17 protein-coding genes are annotated in these 16,992 nt (G+C 59.1%); 12 read left to right on the top strand and 5 right to left on the bottom strand.

Features of this window, described 5'->3' with window-relative positions; all coding sequences use genetic code 11:
* Window positions 1-382: 382 nt before the first annotated feature.
* The 12 genes from LG383_RS16725 to LG383_RS16670 all read left to right on the top strand — a co-directional run bounded on the left by LG383_RS16725 (window position 383) and on the right by LG383_RS16670 (window position 9,630).
* Entirely contained in the window at window positions 383-721 is a 339-nt protein-coding gene (locus LG383_RS16725) for a glycine dehydrogenase (RefSeq protein WP_106994092.1), read from the top strand.
* An 11-nt stretch (window positions 722-732) separates the two neighbouring features.
* Complete coding sequence (locus tag LG383_RS16720) at window positions 733-1,095, top strand: SFCGS family glycine-rich protein (protein ID WP_002437459.1); 363 nt, start codon at window positions 733-735, stop codon at window positions 1,093-1,095.
* A 2-nt stretch (window positions 1,096-1,097) separates the two neighbouring features.
* Entirely contained in the window at window positions 1,098-1,397 is a 300-nt protein-coding gene (locus tag LG383_RS16715; RefSeq protein WP_006810338.1) for a DUF4312 family protein, read from the top strand.
* A 22-nt stretch (window positions 1,398-1,419) separates the two neighbouring features.
* Window positions 1,420-2,196, top strand: a complete 777-nt coding sequence (locus tag LG383_RS16710) for a DUF4311 domain-containing protein (protein WP_106994093.1) — start codon at window positions 1,420-1,422, stop codon at window positions 2,194-2,196.
* 13 nt (window positions 2,197-2,209) lie between these two features.
* A complete protein-coding gene (locus LG383_RS16705; RefSeq protein WP_106994094.1) occupies window positions 2,210-2,851 on the top strand; it encodes a DUF4310 family protein in 642 nt (213 codons plus the stop codon).
* Between the two features lie 42 nt (window positions 2,852-2,893).
* Window positions 2,894-4,027: an amidohydrolase/deacetylase family metallohydrolase gene (locus LG383_RS16700; RefSeq protein WP_225759735.1), complete on the top strand. Its 1,134-nt coding sequence runs from the start codon at window positions 2,894-2,896 to the stop codon at window positions 4,025-4,027.
* Window positions 4,011-5,129 (top strand): DgaE family pyridoxal phosphate-dependent ammonia lyase, encoded by a 1,119-nt coding sequence (locus LG383_RS16695; RefSeq protein WP_225759734.1) that lies wholly within the window; start codon window positions 4,011-4,013, stop codon window positions 5,127-5,129. Before LG383_RS16700 ends, LG383_RS16695 begins: the two co-directional genes overlap by 17 nt.
* Window positions 5,126-5,866: a KDGP aldolase family protein gene (locus LG383_RS16690; protein WP_225759733.1), complete on the top strand. Its 741-nt coding sequence runs from the start codon at window positions 5,126-5,128 to the stop codon at window positions 5,864-5,866. Before LG383_RS16695 ends, LG383_RS16690 begins: the two co-directional genes overlap by 4 nt.
* Window positions 5,867-5,969: 103 nt before the next feature.
* The gene (locus LG383_RS16685) at window positions 5,970-7,106 is read left to right on the top strand and encodes a lactonase family protein (protein ID WP_225759732.1); all 1,137 of its coding nucleotides are present in this window, start codon (window positions 5,970-5,972) and stop codon (window positions 7,104-7,106) included.
* A gap of 19 nt (window positions 7,107-7,125) precedes the next feature.
* Window positions 7,126-9,036 (top strand): transcription antiterminator, encoded by a 1,911-nt coding sequence (locus LG383_RS16680; RefSeq protein WP_225759731.1) that lies wholly within the window; start codon window positions 7,126-7,128, stop codon window positions 9,034-9,036.
* A 77-nt stretch (window positions 9,037-9,113) separates the two neighbouring features.
* Window positions 9,114-9,356: a type II toxin-antitoxin system RelB/DinJ family antitoxin gene (locus LG383_RS16675; RefSeq protein ID WP_103178029.1), complete on the top strand. Its 243-nt coding sequence runs from the start codon at window positions 9,114-9,116 to the stop codon at window positions 9,354-9,356.
* Entirely contained in the window at window positions 9,346-9,630 is a 285-nt protein-coding gene (locus tag LG383_RS16670) for a type II toxin-antitoxin system RelE/ParE family toxin (protein WP_225759730.1), read from the top strand. Before LG383_RS16675 ends, LG383_RS16670 begins: the two co-directional genes overlap by 11 nt.
* A 3-nt stretch (window positions 9,631-9,633) precedes the next feature.
* Here the strand turns inward: LG383_RS16670 and nrdG are convergent, their stop codons facing one another.
* From nrdG to treR, 5 genes are all read right to left on the bottom strand, one after another.
* Window positions 9,634-10,098 carry an anaerobic ribonucleoside-triphosphate reductase-activating protein gene (nrdG, locus tag LG383_RS16665; RefSeq protein WP_225759729.1) on the bottom strand — a complete coding sequence of 155 codons (465 nt, stop codon included), beginning with the start codon at window positions 10,096-10,098 and terminating at the stop codon, window positions 9,634-9,636.
* A gap of 127 nt (window positions 10,099-10,225) precedes the next feature.
* Window positions 10,226-12,364: an anaerobic ribonucleoside-triphosphate reductase gene (gene nrdD / locus LG383_RS16660; RefSeq protein WP_225759728.1), complete on the bottom strand. Its 2,139-nt coding sequence runs from the start codon at window positions 12,362-12,364 to the stop codon at window positions 10,226-10,228.
* 372 nt (window positions 12,365-12,736) lie between these two features.
* Window positions 12,737-14,392 carry an alpha,alpha-phosphotrehalase gene (treC, locus tag LG383_RS16655; protein ID WP_225759727.1) on the bottom strand — a complete coding sequence of 552 codons (1,656 nt, stop codon included), beginning with the start codon at window positions 14,390-14,392 and terminating at the stop codon, window positions 12,737-12,739.
* Window positions 14,393-14,440: 48 nt separating this feature from the next.
* On the bottom strand, window positions 14,441-15,859 hold the full coding sequence (gene treB / locus LG383_RS16650; RefSeq protein WP_225760158.1) for a PTS trehalose transporter subunit IIBC: 1,419 nt from the start codon (window positions 15,857-15,859) through the stop codon (window positions 14,441-14,443).
* Window positions 15,860-15,984: 125 nt separating this feature from the next.
* On the bottom strand, window positions 15,985-16,932 hold the full coding sequence (treR, locus tag LG383_RS16645) for a trehalose operon repressor TreR (RefSeq protein ID WP_225759726.1): 948 nt from the start codon (window positions 16,930-16,932) through the stop codon (window positions 15,985-15,987).
* Window positions 16,933-16,992 lie beyond the last annotated feature (60 nt).

The following is a 16,992-nucleotide window of genomic DNA, read 5'->3' as shown; positions in this document are numbered from 1 at the left end:
GAACTCCACGGTGTGACGTGTCGTTTCGAGCCCCCGCCCTGATTTTTAGTCAGGCGGGGCTTTCCACTTCCCGTCCCATGCATGAGACGGTCAGTCTCAAGCACCCACGGCCACTCTACCCAATCCGCATAAGAAAACCTTATCCAGCTCACATTTCTACGAGTCTGCTCGTAAACTTTTTCACTTCCACAACGCCGCTTTACCCGCTCAGGAGCGTGATATTCATCACGTAAACCCAGCGAATTATCATCATTCAGCGCAATTATGTGGCACAGATCACTGGCGCCGGGTTCCTTTCCACTTCGAAGTGGAAAGGAACTCGCTACAAACAATTAACCCCCGGCGTTAGTTTTATCCCAGAGCCAATAACGGGGTAAGACGAGTGATTAACGGAACGGTAATAAACGACACTGGAGACCAGGCGGCGCAAACTGAACAGCTCGCCGACACCATGCTCAAGCAGACGTTCACTCTGCTTAGTCATCACCACATTATCCCCAATGCCGTTCAGGAGCAGATGCTCACCTCCCACGTTCGCGCGATGGCGCACCGGTCGGTGACCGGCGAGCCGCTGCCAGAGGTTGAGGCTGACCTGTTCGACGAAATTTCACCTGAATCAATGCGGCTTGCCCGCGAAGTCGTGGCGCAGTTTGGCAACCTTCCTGATGAAGAAGCCTGGCTGCTCTCCGTTCACTTTGAAGTCGCAAAAGACAACCTTTAAGGAGCAACACTATGGAACAAATTACAGTCGTTATCGGCGATCGCCTGGGTAAAGGTCAGAAGGTTGCAGCAGGCGTTGAAAAAGCGGGTGGTCGCGCCGTGGTCGTGCCAGGCGTGGCGGCAGACATGAAGCTGGGTGACGTGATGAAGGCGGAAAACGCCACATTCGGCATCTCCTTCTGCGGCAGCGGCGGCGCGGGGGCGATCACCGCTCAGACCAAATATGGCTACAAAGCGAAGTACGGCATGCGTTCCGTGGAAGAGGGCGTCACCGCCATCAACGAAGGCTGCAACGTGCTCGGTTTTGGCTTTATGGATAAAGAAGAGCTGGGCGAGCGTCTGGTACAGGCGTGGCAGAAGAAGCACGGCGCATAAGCATGAAAGAACAGTTCACCACCACGGTGAGAGTGAAAGGCAAGGGTGACGCCAAAGCGCGCGCCTTTGCCGACGCGCTGAACCACGTTCAGGCCGCGGTGATGAAAGCATCGCCGCATATCTTACTGCGTATTGAGCCACAGGATGTGCAGGTTGTTCAGGCGCAAGAAGCGGTGCGTAAAGAGGCGTTTCTGTTCTTCTTTTTGCGCCGGGAAAGACGCACCTACAGCGTGGAGCTGGATGTGACCGTCAACGTGACTGCCATCAATCTGGACCAGGTGGACTTTGTCACGCAACGCTGATTCTTACTAATAGGGCAGACTAATGTTCCTGATAATTTTAATAAAATCGCTCATCATCGGCGGCCTGGTTGGCGTCGGCGTGGGCGCCGGGGCTGCACGCATGTTCCATGCGCCTACCACTCAGGGTATGGGCGCATTTCGTACGTTGGGGGAGCTGAACTCCTGTGAAGGGGATCCGGCCTCTCACTTCTCCTTTGGGTTAGGCTTCTTCTTCAACGCCTGGGCCTCGTCGGTTGCGGCGGGTTCCTTCACCCAGGACGTTGACCACCGCATCATCCCGAACTGGGGTGCCGCGGCACTGATGATCAAAAACCGTAACGTCGGCGAGACGCTGCACGATCCCCGCAAAATGGCGATTGCCTGCGGTGTGATCGGCATGATGGTCGTCACCTTCCTGAACCTCACCGCCTCGTCCGTTCCGGCTGCGCTTCAGGTCACCGCCGTGAAGGTGCTGGTACCGGCGGCAAACCTGCTGGTGAACACCGTGATGCCGGTGATCTTCTGGCTGGCGGCTATCGACGCGGGTAAAAAATCGGGCTTCTGGGCCACCGTCTTTGGCGGCGCGGCGCAGCTGATCATGGGTAACGCCGTACCGGGTCTGGTGCTGGGGATTCTGATCGGGAAAGGTGTGGAAGAGAGCGGCTGGAACCACGTCACCAAAGTGATGATGGTCGCCATCGTATTGCTGTTCGTGCTGAGTGGTTTCTTCCGCGGCTTCGACATGAAGATGATTGAATCCTTCCATCTGACCGTGCCGAACTGGCTCGACATGATCCACAACTCGCTCAGCGGCAAGTAACAGGAGCCTCTAAATGGAACAGAATAAAGGTTTTTGGTATGCCGACTGGTCGTTCCCGATCTTCGTTGGCCTGCTCTCTTCCGGCGTGTTCGCCGGGACGCACATGTACTACCTCTACGGCATCGGTGCCTTTAACGAAGTGGCCTTCGTGGCGATGCTGAAAGCGGGCATCGATACCGGTGCCTACGGCGCGGTGGCCGCCTTCGGCGCCAGCTTCCTGTTCGCCCGTATTATCGAAGGCTCCCTGGTAGGGATCCTTGATATTGGCGGGGCGATCCAGACCGGCGTGGGCTTAGGTGTTCCGGCGCTGCTGCTGGGAGCGGGGATTATGTTCCCGGTGACCAACTTCCTTGCCTCGCTGGCAACTGGCCTGGTGATTGGCCTGGCGATTGGTTACATCATCATCCTGGCGCGTAAGTTCACCATCAACCAGAGCAACTCCACTTACGGGGCGGATGTGATGATGGGGGCCGGTAACGCCTCCGGCCGCTTCCTCGGGCCGTTGATTATCCTCAGCGCCATGACCGCGTCGATCCCCATCGGCATCGGTTCCCTGTTAGGTGCCCTGCTGTTCTACATCTGGCAGAAGCCGATTACCGGTGGCGCCATCCTCGGCGCGATGCTGTTGGGCTGGCTGTTCCCGGTCGCCCTTTAATACCCGCGGGCGCTCAGGCGCCCGCCTTATCAGGAGAACCCCATGTTTGATTTACTCCTGCGCCGTGCGCGCCTTACCGACGATACCCTGACCGATATCGCCATTCAGGACGGGAAGATCGCAGCGGTGGGCGACATCACCGATCCCGCCCATCATACCGTTGAGCTGAACGGTGACACCTGGGTCAGCGCAGGCTGGATTGACTCCCACGTCCACTGCTACCCGAACTCCCCGATTTACCATGATGAGCCGGACAGCGTGGGCATTGCCACCGGCGTCACCTCGGTGGTGGACGCGGGCAGTACCGGGGCGGATGACGTGGATGACTTCTACGAGATTACCCGCAACGCCGCCACCGAGGTCTTTGCCCTGCTGAACATCTCCCGCGTGGGACTGATTGCCCAGAACGAACTGGCCAATATGGCCAATATCGACGCCAGCGCAGTGCAGCAGGCGGTGAAACGCCACCCGAATTTTATCGTCGGCCTGAAAGCGCGCATGAGCAGCAGCGTGGTCGGTGAGAACGGCATTACGCCGCTGGAGCGCGCCAAAACCATCCAGAAAGAGAACGGCGATCTGCCCCTGATGGTGCACATCGGCAACAACCCGCCGAACCTTGATGAGATTGCCGACCTGCTGAGCGCCGGGGACATCATTACTCACTGCTACAACGGCAAACCGAACCGCATTCTGACCCCGTCCGGCGAGCTGCGTGCCTCTGTCACCAACGCCCTGAAACGCGGCGTGCGTCTGGACGTGGGCCACGGCACGGCGAGCTTCAGCTTTGAGGTGGCGAAACGCGCCATTGCGCTGGGCATTCTGCCGCACACCATCAGCTCGGATATCTACTGCCGCAACCGCATCAACGGCCCGGTAGGCTCGCTGGCGAGCGTGATGTCGAAATTCCTCGCCATCGGCATGTCGCTGCCGCAGGTCATTGAATGCGTCACCGCCAACGCCGCCGACGGCCTGCGCCTGGCCCATAAAGGCCGCATTCAGCCAGGCCTCGACGCCGACCTGACGCTGTTCACCATTAAACGCCAGCCAACCGTGCTGACGGATGCCGAAAACGACAGCCTGCAGGCTGAACACATTCTGGTGCCGCTTGCCGCGATCCGCGCGGGCAAGGGCTACATGACCGAACAAGGGAGCACGGAACATGCCTTCAATTTTTGAGAAATACAATTTAAAACAGGTGATTAACACCTCCGGGCGCATGACCGCGCTCGGCGTCTCCACCCCGCGCCCGGAAGTGGTGCAGGCGGCCATGGAGGGTATGAACCAGTACTTCGAGATGAAGGATCTGGTGAACAAAACCGGCGAGTACATTGCGAAGCTGCTGGATGTGGAAGGGGCGACCATCGTCTCCTGCGCCTCGGCGGGCATCGCCCAGTCGGTGGCGGCGGTGCTGGTGAAAGACAGCGACTGGCTGCTGGAGAACCTGCACGTCACCCCGATTGAGAACAACGAGATCGTCATGCCGAAAGGCCACAACGTCAACTTTGGCGCCCCGGTCGGCACCATGGTGGCGCTGGGCGGCGGCAAGCTGGTGGAAGCCGGTTACGCCAACGAATGCTCCGCCGATCAGCTGGCGGCGGCGATCACCCCGCGCACCGCGGCAATCCTCTATATCAAATCCCACCACTGCGTGCAGAAGAGCATGCTCAGCGTGGAGCAGGCGGCAGTAGTAGCCCGTAAGCACGATCTGCCGCTGATCGTCGATGCGGCGGCGGAAGAAGATCTGCACGCTTACTACCGTTCCGGCGCGGACCTGGTGATCTACAGCGGCGCGAAGGCCATCGAAGGGCCAACCAGCGGCCTGGTGATCGGCCGAACTCAGTACGTTGAGTGGGTTAAGCGTCAGACGGCGGGCATTGGCCGGGCGATGAAGGTGGGTAAAGAGGGCATTCTGGGTCTGACCTGCGCCATCGAACACTACCTGACGGCCACCAAAGAGAGCGGCGACGAGATGGTGGCGAAGATGACCCCGTTTATCGATGCCCTGAATACCCTCAACGGCGTCACCGCCCGCGTGGTGTGGGACAGCGCCGGGCGTGACATCGCCCGGACCGAGATCAAGTTCGACGAAGCCACTACCGGCGTCGGCACCGGCGACCTGGTTGCGAAACTGAAGCAGGGCGAATACGCCATCTACTTCCGCGGCTACAAGGCTAACGAAGGGATCATCGAAGCCGACGTGCGCAGCGTCAGCGCTGACCAACTGAACATTGTTTATCGCCGCATCAGCGAAGTATTAGGCCAGGAGAAAAAGGCATGAAACTGACCCCCAATTTTTATCGCGACCGCGTCTGCCTGAACGTGCTGGCCGGTTCCAAAGCTAACGCCAGTGCCATCTACGAGGCGGCAGAAGGCCATGTGCTGGTGGGCGTGCTCTCCAAAAACTACCCGGACGTGGAGAGCGCCGTGGCCGATATGCGCGAGTATGCTGCGCTTATCGACAATGCGCTCTCCGTGGGCCTCGGGGCGGGCGATCCGAACCAGTCGGCGATGGTGAGTGAGATCTCCCGCCAGGTGCAGCCGCAGCACGTGAACCAGGTTTTCACTGGCGTCGCCACCAGCCGCGCGCTGCTGGGGCAGAGTGAATCCGTGGTCAACGGCCTGGTCTCCCCGACCGGCACCGTCGGCATGGTCAAGATCTCCACCGGCCCGCTGAGCAGTGCGGCACCGGACGGTATCGTGCCGGTGGAAACCGCGATTGCCCTGCTGAAGGATTTCGGCGGCAGCTCAATCAAATACTTCCCGATGGGCGGCCTGAAATGCCGTGACGAATACCAGGCGGTGGCGGAAGCCTGCGCCCGTCACGACTTCTGGCTGGAGCCGACCGGGGGCATCGATCTTGAGAACTTTGAGGAGATCCTGCAGATCGCTCTCGACGCGGGCGTGAGCAAGATCATTCCGCATATCTACAGCTCGATCATCGACAAAGCCAGCGGCGACACCCGTCCTGAAGATGTCCGCACGCTACTGGAAATGACGAAGAAGCTGGTGAAGTAAAACCTGCCCCTCTCCCAAAGGGAGAGGGAACCTTTACCCCCTCTCCCTTTGGGAGAGGGCCGGGGTGAGGGGAAACACACCGCACAAACCTGAAGGAGCCACCATGCACACCCGTAACCTGCTTGTCGCTTCACTCTCAATGCTTGCCACCGCCGCCGTCGCCCAGACGCAGTACGCCTGGGTGGGCACCTACAACCCCAACGGTGAAGGTCTGTACCGCTTTACCCTGGACCCGCAATCTGGTGCGCTCGCCAACAAAACGCTGGTGAGCACGCTGCCGAACGCCGCGCAGCTGACCGTCTCGCACGACGGCAAAACGCTCTATCTGGCCAGCGAAGTGGAGCAGGGCGTGGTGCAGGCGCTGCGGGTGGGCGATAACGGCGAGCTGAGTGAGCTCAATCAGGTGGCCTCCGGTGGGGCGGGTCCGGTGTATCTCTCCCTGACGCCGAACGGCCAGCATCTGCTGGTGGCGAACTACGTCAGCGGTTCGATTGCGGTTCTGCCGATCAACGCAGACGGCAGTCTGGGTGATGCCACCGACAAACATCAGGATCAAGGCGAACCTGGCGCCGCGAAACCGGAAGCGGCGGCAGAGGGCAGCTTTGCCATCAGCGATCACAATGGCCCCCATGCGCACATGATCGCCGCCGATCCGAGCGGGAAATACGTCTTTTCCACCGATCTGGGGCTGGATCGGATCTACCAGTACCGCTTTGACGATCAAAACGGAAAGCTGACCCCGAACGATCCGCCGTTTATCAGCGCCTCCTCGAAAGGAGCCGGGCCGCGCCACTTCGTCTTTACGCCAAAAGGGGATGCCCTGTGGCTGATTAACGAAGAGGCGTCTACGCTGACCCATTATGCCGTGGAGGCTAACGGCACCCTGAAAGAGGGCAACACCGTCTCTGCGCTGCCAGTAGGTTACAAAGGCACCAGTTTTGCCGCCGGGCTGGCACTCAGTGCCGATGGCAAACAGCTGTATGTCGCTAACCGTTTGCATAACAGCATCGGGCACTTTACCGTAACGGCGGATGGCACGCTGACCCATCAGGACGATGTCTGGACGCGCGGCGATTATCCCCGCACCCTGACGCTGGATAAACAGGGACGCTGGCTGTACGTCATGAACCAGCGCAGCGACAACATCACCCGTTTCCGCGTGGCGCAGGACGGCAAGCTGAGTTTCGAACCAGACTATACCCCGGTCGGCAGCCCATCCCAGATGGTCATTTCACCCTAAGCTGTAAGAGGACAACCACGTGCGATTTCCCAACCAACGTTTAGCGCAACTTTTCGATCTGTTGCAAAACGAAACGCTGCCTCAGGATGAACTGGCGCAACGGTTGTCGGTCTCCACGCGTACCGTCCGGGCTGACATTACCGCACTCAATGCGCTGCTGGCGGGAAACGGGGCGCAGTTTATACTCAGCCGCGGGAACGGCTATCAGCTAAAAATTGACGATCCGGCCCGCTATCAGCAGTTGCAGGATTCCCATCCGCGGATGCTGCGTATTCCGCGTACCGGCCCGGAGCGGGTGCACTACCTGGTGGTGCGCTTTCTCACCTCGGCCTTCTCCCTCAAGCTGGAAGATCTGGCCGACGAGTGGTTTGTCAGCCGGGCCACGCTGCAAAGCGATATGGCGGAGGTGCGGGAGTGGTTTCACCGCTACCGCCTGACGCTGGAGACCCGCCCGCGCCACGGCATGAAGCTGTTTGGCAGTGAGATGGCGATCCGCGCCTGTCTGACCGATTTGCTGTGGCAACTGGCGCAGCAGGACAACCTCAATCCGCTGGTGACGGAAGTGGCGCTCAACGCCGGGGTGCCGGAACAGCTTGCCGCCGTCCTGCATGAGACCTTCACTCGCCACCATATTCGCCTCACCGACGAAGGCGAGCTGTTTTTGCGCCTCTACGGCGCGGTGACGGTGCGACGCATCAGCGAAGGCTATCCGCTCCCGGAATTTAACGCTGAAGAGGTGGCCGAGAACGTGCGCGATGCCGCCCGGGATATCGCCAGCGCTATCGCCCGGCTGGCGGATAAGACCCTTTCGCCCGCGGAAGAGACCTGGCTGGGGGTGCATATCGCCGCGCGCCAGGTGCAGGAGATCTCTCCCAGCGCCATTAACGCCGATGACGAAGAGGCGCTGGTCAACTACATCCTGCGCTATATCAACACCCACTTTAACTACAACCTGCTCGACGACACCCAGCTGCACGCGGATCTGCTGACCCACATAAAAACCATGATCACCCGCGTGCGCTACCAGATCATGATCCCCAATCCGCTGCTGGATAACATCAAGCAGCACTACCCGATGGCGTGGGACATGACCCTCGCCGCGGTCTCCAGTTGGGGGAAATACACCCCATACGTGATCAGCGAAAACGAGATCGGTTTCCTGGTGCTGCACATCGGCGTCGGGCTGGAGCGCCACTACAACATTGGCTATCAGCGCCAGCCGCGGGTGCTGCTGGTCTGCGACGCGGGCAATGCGATGGTGCGGATGATCGAGGCGGTGCTGCAGCGCAAGTATCCGCAAATCGAGGTGACGCGCACCCTGACGCTGCGGGAGTACGAGCAGTGCGAGAGCATCAGCGAAGATTTCGTTATCTCCACTGCGCGGATCGCCGAAAAAGCCAAGCCGGTGGTACAGATTGCCCCGTTCCCGACCGACTACCAGCTAGAGCAGATCGGCAAGCTGGTGCTGGTGGACAGAACGCGCCCGTGGATGCTGGAGAAGTTCTTCGATGCCAGCCATTTCCGGGTTATCGATCGCCCCATCGACCAGCAGACGCTGTTCCGCGAGTTGTGCGGTCAGCTGCAGGCGGAGGGGTTTGTTGACGCGGAGTTTCTCGATTCGGTGGTGGAACGTGAGGCCATCGTCAGCACCCTGCTCGGCGACGGTATTGCCCTGCCGCACTCCCTCGGATTGCTGGCGCAAAAAACCGTGGTCTACACCGTGCTGGCCCCGCAGGGCATCCAGTGGGGCGACGATACCGCGCACGTCATCTTCCTGCTCGCCATCAGTAAAAGCGAGTACGAAGAGGCGATGGCGATCTACGATATCTTCGTCACCTTCCTGCGTGAAAGGGCCATGACCCGACTGTGCGGCTGCCACGACTTTGACGAGTTTAAAACCGTGGCGATGGAGTGTTTGAGTCGTTTTTGAGAGGCGTTATCCAGAATTCGATGTAATGCGATTGTAATGCTAAACTGCATTACAAATTCGATCTTATCGGAGGCATAATGGCCACGCTGAATGTCCGTCTGGATGACAAACTTAAAAACGAGGCTTATGCCGTGCTGGAAAAACTGAATATCACCCCCACAGAAGCTGTCCGGCTTCTGTTCCAATACGTCGCAGAAAATGGCCGTATGCCGGTCAAAACCGTGACGGTGAGCGACAGCGAAGACGAGCTGATCAGAACGGTCAGGGAACGGCTGGCAAATCCGCAAAAAGGGATCAAGGTTAGTCTGGATGACTTATGAGCTTGAATTCGATCCGCGTGCGCTAAAGGAGTGGCACAAACTGGGTGAGACTGTTAAAACCCAGTTTAAAAAGAGGCTAAAGGTCGTACTGTCCAACCCGCGGATAGAATCTGCCAGGCTCCATAACATGCCGGACTGCTACAAAATCAAGCTCAAAGCGTCCGGTTATCGGCTGGTGTATCAGGTCAGGGATGAAGTCATCACCGTTTTTGTGGTCGCAGTGGGAAAACGCGAAAAATCAGCCGTCTACCGTGACGCAAATCAACGGCTGTAAAACTCAACGCAAATGATGCACCACCTGATTACTGCTGCCGCGCCAGATAAGCATCGGATCTTTCAGATCCTGCATAAACTTGCCGTCGATCAGCACGTTGATCAGCTCTACAACCTGCATCTGGTCATCGTTTAATTCATCCAGCTTATAGCCGGTCCAGACCCAGATATCTTTGCCCTTACACTCGGTGCGAATGCGCTGCACCAGCCGCAAAATATCCGGCACGTTTTGCGGGTGCAGGGGATCGCCGCCGGAGAGGGAGATCCCCTGGCGTTTGATGCGCGTGTCGTTGAGATCGTCGATGATCCGCTGTTCCATTTCTGCGGTGAACGGCATGCCGGAGTTCAGCCGCCAGGTGCTTTTGTTGTAGCAGCCGGGGCATTCGTGGATGCAGCCGGAGACAAACAGAGTGCAGCGGGTGCCAGGACCGTTGACGATGTCGACGGGGTAGTATTGGTGATATCGCATAGAAGTCGTCCAGAAAGTCGTGCGCGCTGAGACCCTCACCCCGGCCCTCTCCCTGAAAGGGAGAGGGGGAAAAGACCGCACCGTGCAGTCCCCTCTCCCCTGTGGGGAGAGGGTTAGGGTGAGGGGATTAACCGAGCTGCCCATTCCCCAGATGCTTCACGCGGCGCTTCACCTCTTCCTGCTTCCCGGCGTTGAACGGACGCGCATCCGGGCTGCCGAGATAACCGCACACCCGGCGGGTAACGGAGACGCGGGCGGCGTCGTGATTACCGCATTTCGGGCAGGTGAAGCCTTTGCTGGTACATTCGAACTCGCCGGTAAAGCCGCACTCGTAGCACTCATCGATGGGCGTGTTGGTGCCGTAATAAGGTACGTGCTGATAGCTGTAATCCCATACGTCTTCCAGCGCCTTCAGGTTGTGCTGAATGTTCGGGTACTCGCCGTAACAGATAAAGCCGCCGCTCGCCACCGGTGGGTAGGCCGCTTCAAAGTCGATCTTGTCGTACGGGTTCACCTTCTTCTCCACGTCGAGGTGGAAGCTGTTGGTGTAATACCCTTTATCGGTCACCCCCTCCACCACGCCAAACTCGGCGGTATCCAGACGGCAGAAGCGGTCGCACAGGTTCTCGCTCGGGGTGCTGTAGAGGCTGAACCCGTAGCCGGTTTCGTCTTTCCACTGGTCCACCGCGTCGCGCAGACGCTGGACAATAGCGATGCCTTTCGCCCGCAGGGTTTCGCTGTCGTAGATATGCTGATCGCCTGCCAGGGCGTTAATGGTTTCGTGGATGCCGATATAGCCCAGCGAAATAGAGGCGCGGCCGTTTTTGAAGATCTCCGACACATCGTCATCAGCCTTCAGGCGCACGCCGCAGGCCCCTTCCATATAGAGGATCGGCGCGACACGGGCTTTGACCCCTTCCAGGCGGGCGATACGGGTCATCAGCGCTTTACGCGCCAGCAGCAGGCGCTCGTCCAGCAGCGTCCAGAACGCGGCTTCGTCACCTTTAGCTTCCAGCGCGATACGCGGCAGGTTCAGGCTGATCACGCCCAGGTTGTTACGTCCGTCGTGGATCTGCTCGCCATTTTCATCTTCGTACACGCCGAGGAAGCTGCGGCAGCCCATCGGGGTTTTGAACGACCCGGTGACTTTCACCACCTGGTCATAGTTCAGAATGTCCGGGTACATGCGCTTGCTCGCGCACTCCAGCGCCAGCTGTTTGATGTCGTAGTTCGGATCGCCGAACTTGTGGTTCAGGCCGTCGCGGATAGCGAACACCAGTTTCGGGAACACCGCGGTTTTGCGGTTTTTGCCGAGGCCAGAGACGCGGTTACGCAGAATGGACTGCTGGATCAGACGGGATTCCCAGCTGGTGCCCAGACCAAAGCCAAAGGTGACGAACGGCGTCTGGCCGTTGGCGGTGTGCAGGGTGTTCACCTCATATTCCAGCGACTGGAAGGCGTCATAACACTCTTTCTCGGTGCGGGAGCGGGCATAGCCGTCGGCATCCGGGATCTGCCACTCTTCTGCCGTCTGACGGTGCTTGTTAAAGCTGGCAGTCACAAACGGGGCCAGCACTTCGTCGATCCGGTTGATGGTGGTGCCGCCGTAGATATGGCTGGCGACCTGGGCGATGATCTGCGCGGTCACCGCGGTGGCGGTGGAGATTGATTTTGGCGGCTCAATCTCGGCGTTACCCATCTTAAAGCCGTGGGTCAGCATGCCCTTCAGGTCGATCAGCATGCAGTTGAACATCGGGAAGAACGGCGAGTAGTCGAGATCGTGATAGTGAATATCCCCGCGCTCGTGGGCCTGCACCACGTCGCGCGGCAGCAGGTGCTGACGGGCATAGTGCTTGGCGACGATACCGGCCAGCAGGTCGCGCTGGGTAGGGATCACCTTGCTGTCTTTGTTGGCGTTTTCGTTGAGCAGCGCAGAGTTGGTCTGTTCCACCAGGCCACGGATCTCCTGGTTCAGGCGACCACGTTTTTCACGCTCGATATCCCGGTCGTGACGGTATTCAATGTAGGCGCGGGCCAGTTGCTTATAAGGGCCAGACATCAGCTGGTTTTCTACCGCGGTCTGGATCTCGTTGATATCCACCTTGCTGCGGTTTTGCATCTGATTACTGACAACGTCTGCGACGGTGGCGCAGTAATCTGCGTCATCGACTCCCGCTGCTTTAGCTGCACGCAGAATCGCTTCCTGAATGCGCTCTGATTTGAAAGGCACGTTACAGCCATCTCGTTTCATCACATGCGGTGTCATGATCACTCCATTTTAAGAACAGGTTATCCACAGAGGCAGGGAAAGGGGTCGGGACCGTAACTGCCGACTCGCCCGCGATTTCTCCTGATATCGACCCTTTTTATCCACACTTTTGCGCAGCGTGGTTGGCATCGTCTTGTGGCAATAATAGACGATGAATACAACATCTTGGGTCGGCGAGCATTTTAAGTTCTATATGTAGTGCTTTGCATCAAACAAGTTTGCGATTTATTTGATTCAGGACAAGGTAAAAAACGAAGTGTACAGATGGCGGGCGATCCGGGGTTTGTAAATTCTGCAAGCGCTAATCTGGTTGATTTTCCACCAGAAAAGGCGTGCGCCGGGCAACCGTGCGGTGCCCGGCGGATAACGTCAGGCCTGCAGCCACCATACCGCCTCAAACGGACGCAGGGTCATGGCGCCAGGCTGCGGCGACACTTCGGTGTAGTTGCTCATCACCACCTGCCAGTCGCCCTCAACCGCCTGCGGCTGCCACGGCTGACACTCGCGGCTCAGGCTGGCGACCACCATCAGCGTCTGGCCCTGCCACTGGCGGCGATAGCACCACAGGGACGGGTGATCCGGGAGCAGATCATGGTAATCCCCCCAGGTCAGCACCGGCAGGGTTTTACGCAGCTGGATCAGCGTCTGATAGGCGTAAAACACCGAATCCGGATCGGCCAGCGCCGCCTCGACGTTGATCGCTTCGGCGTTATTCCCGAGGGCGATCCACGGCTCGCCGCTGGTAAACCCGGCATTGGCGGAGCTATCCCACTGCATCGGGGTGCGGCTGTTGTCGCGGGATTTACTGGCGAGGATCGCCAGCAGCTCGTCGGCATCCCGTCCCTGGGTGCGCAGCCCGGCGAACATGTTGTGGCTCTCCACGTCGCGGTAGTCGGTGATGCGGGTGAAGTGCGGGTTGGTCATGCCAATCTCTTCGCCCTGATAGATGTAAGGCGTGCCCTGCATGCCGTGCAGCACCATCCCCAGCATCTTCGCCGCCGGGACGCGGTACTCGCCCTCGTCGCCAAAGCGCGAGACGATGCGCGGCTGGTCGTGGTTACACCAGAACAGCGCGTTCCAGGCTTTATTGTGCATTCCCTGCTGCCAGTGGCTGAACAGCGCTTTCAGCGCCACGAAATCGGGTTTCGCCAGCGTCCACTTCTCGCCGTTGGGATAATCCACCTTCAGGTGGTGGAAGTTAAAGGTCATCGACAGTTCACGCCCGTCGAGGGCGGCATACTGCTGGCAGTGCTCCAGGCGGGTGGAGGACATCTCGCCCACCGTCATCAGGTTGCGCGGGGTAAAGACGTCCCGGCTCATCTCCTGCAGATAGTCGTGAATGCGCGGCCCGTCGGTATAGAAGCGACGGCCATCGCCAATGGTATCGTCCGGGAAATCCTGGTCTTTCGACACCAGGTTAATCACGTCGAGACGCAGGCCGTCCACGCCGCGATCGGCCCAGAATTCGCACACTTTTTTCAGTTCGGCACGTACCTCGGGGTTTTCCCAGTTGAGATCTGCCTGCTCGGGGGCAAATAGGTGGAGATAGTACTGCTCGCTTTCGGCATGCCAGCGCCAGGCGTTGCCGCCAAACTTGGATCGCCAGTTATTGGGCAGTTGCTCCGGGGTGCCGTCGCGCCAGATATAGAACTCCCGGTACGGGCTCTCTTTATTGAGCGACTCGCGGAACCACGCGTGCTGCGTTGAGGTGTGGTTAAACACCATATCCAGCACGATGCGGATCCCGCGTTGATGGGCTTCGGCCACCAGCTGGTCGAAATCATCCAGGGTGCCGTAGGCCGGATCGATGCTGACGTAGTTCGCCACGTCGTAGCCATTATCCACCTGCGGAGAGATATAAAACGGCGTCAGCCAGATGGCGTCGATACCGAGTGTGCTGAGGTAGTCGAGACGTTGGGTCACGCCGCGCAAATCCCCGGTGCCGCGCCCGGTGGTGTCCTGGAAACTCTTAGGGTAGATCTGATAGATGACGCCGTTCTGCCACCAGTGAGGAAGGGTATTCATGATGCGTTCCTGCAAATGCGAAGGGGCGCAACGGCGCCCCGAAAGAGATTAAACAATCTGCAAAGTGCCCTGACGGAACTTGCGCTGATAGATAATGGTGGTCAGCGCCATCGGGACGATAATCGCAATGGCCATCGCCAGGGAGAAGACCTGCCAGTAGCTGGTCTGGATAGAGAGGATGCCCGGCAGGCCACCGACGCCGATGCCGTTGGCCATCACGCCGTTCAGGCCGCACAGCAGGCCCGCCAGCCCGGAGCCGATCATCGCGCAGAGCATCGGGAAGCGGTATTTCAGGTTGATGCCGTACATCGCCGGCTCGGTGACCCCGAGGTAGGCGGAGATCGCCGCCGGAACCGAGATTTCACGTTCGTTATGCTTCCGGCTGACGATGATGATGCCTGTCACCGCCGAGGCCTGCGCAATGTTCGACAGGGCAATCAGCGGCCACACTGGGGTGCCGCCGAGGCTCTGGATCATCTGCATATCGATTGCCAGGGTGGTCTGATGCACGCCGGTGATCACCAGCGGGGCATACAGGAAGCCAAACAGCGCGGCGCCAATCGGAGCGAAGCTGCCGGTCATCAGGTGACGCACCGCGTACGCCACGCCGTCGCCAATCATGCGGCCAAACGGACCGATAAAGGCGTGGGCGAGGAACACTGCGATGATCAGGGAACACACCGGCACCACCACCAGATAGAGATAATCCGGCACCATGCGCTTGAGGCGGGTCTCAATCATCCCCAGCGCCAGACCGGCCAGCAGGGCCGGGATCACCTGCGCCTGATAGCCCACTTTGGCGATAGTAAACAGGCCGAAGTTCCACACCTCGGGCACCTGCTGCCCAAGTAAGTAAGCGTTCATTAACTGCGGAGAGACCAGGGTCACGCCCAGCACGATACCCAGAATCGGCGTGCCGCCCATTTTGCGCACCGCCGACCAGCAGATCCCCACCGGCAGGTAGAAGAAGATCGCCTCGCCAATCAGCCACAGGAAGTCATAAATGCTTTGCAGGGCCGGATACATCTGGGCGAGGGTTTTGCCGTCGCTCATCGGTATATCGCCGATCAGGTTACGGAAACCGAGGATTAAGCCCCCGCTGATCAGGGCCGGCAGCAGCGGGAAGAAGATCTCCGCAAAGTGTGAAATGAGCTGTTCATGCCACTTCATGTTCTGGCGCGCGGCCTTCTTGGCCTGCTCTTTATCCGCCGACGAGTGGCCGGTGGTGGCCAGCAGCGCCTTGTAGTAGTCGCCGACTTCGGTGCCGATCACCACCTGGAACTGCCCGGCGTTGGTGAAGCAGCCTTTCACCATCGACAGCTCTTCGATGGCTTTCGGGTTGGCCCTGGCCGGATCGTTTAACACAAAACGCAGGCGGGTAATGCAGTGGCTGACGGTGGCGATATTGTCACGTCCGCCAACCAGCACGATCAGCTGGTCGATATCCGTTTGTTTTACTTTGCTCATCATGAAACCTCATGACAGATGGTAGGGGTTATGGACTGGAGGCAAGCCTACTCTTTCAGCGTAACGCGGAAAATGGGAACGTTCCCGAAATCGGGCGAGGATCACAATAAAGCGTCTTTTGACGCTCAGGAGAGGGTGACGGGAATGACGATCTGGCGGGGTTCGCTGCGGCCGTTTATCTGCTCAATCAGCTGCATAGCGGCCTGACGGCCGGAGTCGGCGTAGCCCGGATCGACGGTGATGATCTCCGGGTGGAGGAACTTCATCAGCGGCGTGTTGCCCACGCTCGCCAGTTGCAGGTTGTCGAGGCGCTGCTCTTGTAAGTACTTACTTGCGCCCAGAGCCAGAGTATCCGTGGCACAGACCAGCGCAGTGGTTTGCGGGGTCAGCACGTCGGCCACCTTTTCATAGCCCTGTTTCATCCCCAGCCCGGGTAACGCAGCCACCGCAGGCAGCGCGTTTTGCTTGCAGAATTCGAGGTAGGCATTGTGGCGGCGCTGGCCGGTGGTGACGTCGCTGTGCGGCACGCCAAGATAGCTGATATGGCGGTGACCGCCGTCGTACAGGCGCTGCATCAGAACGCGAATCGCCCCTTCATCGTCGTAGCACACCGAGGCAAAGCCGCGGGCATCGCGGGCCAGCATCACCAGCGACGATTGCCACGATCCGAGCATCTGCTCGCCGAGGCCGGTAAAGCCAAACAGTACCACTCCGTCGATGTTGCGGCGTTTCAGCATCCCGAGATGCTCTTCCACCATCTGCGGCGAGAACTTGCTCTCCATCATGATCGGATCGTAGCCCTGCTCGTAGAAGACGGGCAGCATGGTCTGCACGGCCAGGTTTTCCGACAGCGAATCCAGACGGGTAACGATGATTGCCACCACTTTGTCGCTCTGCCCGCGCATGGCGCGCGCCGAGCGAGAAGGGGAGAACCCGTGCTGATTCATCACCGCCTCGACGCGTTCGCGGGTGCGCTCGCTGACACCACTTTCGTTGTTCAGCACCCGTGAGACGGTGGATTTACCCACGCCGCTCAGACGCGCGATGTCTTTGATGGTGAGGCGATTCTGCATGCTTTCATTCCTGTAACGCATTGATGAAATAATCATTAAGCCTAAATCGGGTGTCCGGTT

Source organism: Leclercia sp. Marseille-Q4284 (assembly GCF_916618945.1).
GTDB lineage: Bacteria > Pseudomonadota > Gammaproteobacteria > Enterobacterales > Enterobacteriaceae > Enterobacter > Enterobacter tamurae.
The sequence above is the reverse complement of the archived record's forward strand: the minus strand, read 5'-3'. Positions and strand labels throughout refer to the sequence as shown.